Origin of the sequence: Stenotrophomonas maltophilia group sp. Smal17 (assembly GCF_030237045.1) — a bacterium.
In the GTDB taxonomy this organism is placed as follows: domain Bacteria; phylum Pseudomonadota; class Gammaproteobacteria; order Xanthomonadales; family Xanthomonadaceae; genus Stenotrophomonas; species Stenotrophomonas forensis.
In genome coordinates this window covers 52,035-53,515 of the sequence record NZ_JASJSU010000005.1, presented here as the reverse complement: position 1 = coordinate 53,515, position 1,481 = coordinate 52,035, and the positions used below count along the sequence as shown (strand labels likewise).

General features: G+C 71.0%; 1 protein-coding gene. It reads left to right on the top strand.

The features are described from left to right. Nucleotides 1–91 precede the first annotated feature (91 nt). Nucleotides 92–1,456, top strand: a complete 1,365-nt coding sequence (locus QRO93_RS03020) for an aminodeoxychorismate synthase component I (protein WP_180879692.1) — start codon at nucleotides 92–94, stop codon at nucleotides 1,454–1,456. Nucleotides 1,457–1,481 lie beyond the last annotated feature (25 nt).

Below are 1,481 nucleotides of genomic sequence, written 5' to 3'. Positions count from 1 at the left end.
ACCTGCAACCCAGTCGAGCAAGCTCGACTCTACGCAGCAGGAGGCCGCCGCAAGGCGGCTTCCGTGCATCTGAATCCCTGAACTGGCCGCCATGACCCACGCACCGCTGATCCACCCGCTGCCGCACCCGATCGACCTGCTGGCCCTGCAGCAGCATGACCCGGTGCGCTTCCCGCTGTTGATGGAGTCCACCGCCTCGGGTACCGCCCAGGGCCGCTGGAGCCTGCTGCTGGCCGCACAGGGCGATGTCCTGCGCTTGGATGCCGATGGCCAGGTGCGTGACCAGCACGACGCCGTACGCGCGGGCAGCTTCCTGCAGGCACTGGACCGCGCCTGGCAGGCCGAACGCCTGCCGCACGACGGCAGCCACAGCCTGCCGTTCCGTGGCGGCTGGGCGCTGATGCTGGACTACGAAGTGGCCAGCCAGATCGAACCGGTGCTGCCGGCGCGCGCGCGCGACGACGGCCGCCCGACCGCGCTGGCGCTGCGCTGCCCGGCGGCGGTGCTGCACGACCACCACAACGATGCCAGCTTCGTGATCGCCGAAGCGGGCCAGCAGGCGCTGCTGGATGCACTGGTGGCACAGGCCTCGGCCGCGCTGCCCGAGGCCGGGCAGGGCTGGCAGCCGCCGCAGTCGGTGGGCGAGGATGCACCGCAGCGCTTCACCGACGGCGTGCGCCGGGTGATCGAGTACCTGCGTGCCGGCGACGTGTTCCAGGTGAACCTGTCGCGGCGCTGGAGCGCCCGGTTCGCCGCGCCGGTCAGCCCGCAGGCGCTGTATGCACAGCTGCGCCGCGCCAACCCGGCACCGTTCGCCGGCCTGTTCAGCGCGCACGGCCGCCACGTGGTCAGTTCCTCTCCGGAGCGGCTGGTGTCGGTGCACGCCGGCCACGCGCAGACCCGGCCGATTGCCGGTACCCGTCCGCGGTTTGAAGGCGATGACGATGCCGCGCGCATCCAGGAGCTGGTCGGCCACCCGAAGGAGCGTGCCGAGCACGTGATGCTGATCGACCTGGAGCGCAACGACCTGGGCCGCATCTGCCTGCCCGGCACCGTGGTGGTTGATGAGCTGATGACCGTGGAGAGTTACGCCCACGTGCACCACATCGTCAGCAACGTCAGTGGCCATCTGCGCCCGGAGGTCACCCCCGGCGAGGTGATTGCCGCGACCTTCCCGGGCGGCACCATCACCGGCTGCCCGAAGGTGCGCTGCATGCAGATCATCAGCGAGCTGGAGCAGGTGCCGCGCGGCGCCTACACCGGGGCGTTCGGTTGGCTGAACCGCGATGGCGACCTGGACCTGAACATCCTGATCCGCACCGCCGAAGTGGAGGGCGATGAGGTCAGCTTCCGCACCGGCGCCGGCATCGTGGTCGATTCGGACCCGGACAAGGAGCTGGACGAGACCCGGGCCAAGGCGCGCGGCCTGCTGCGTGCGCTGGGCCAGCAGGGCTAGGCGCACTCCGGTAGTGGGGGGGGCG

Bases quoted from the DNA above. Each gene is read 5' to 3' on its own strand.
- QRO93_RS03020 (WP_180879692.1), top strand. From the start codon at position 92: ATGACCCACGCACCGCTGATCCACCCGCTGCCGCACCCGATCGACCTG.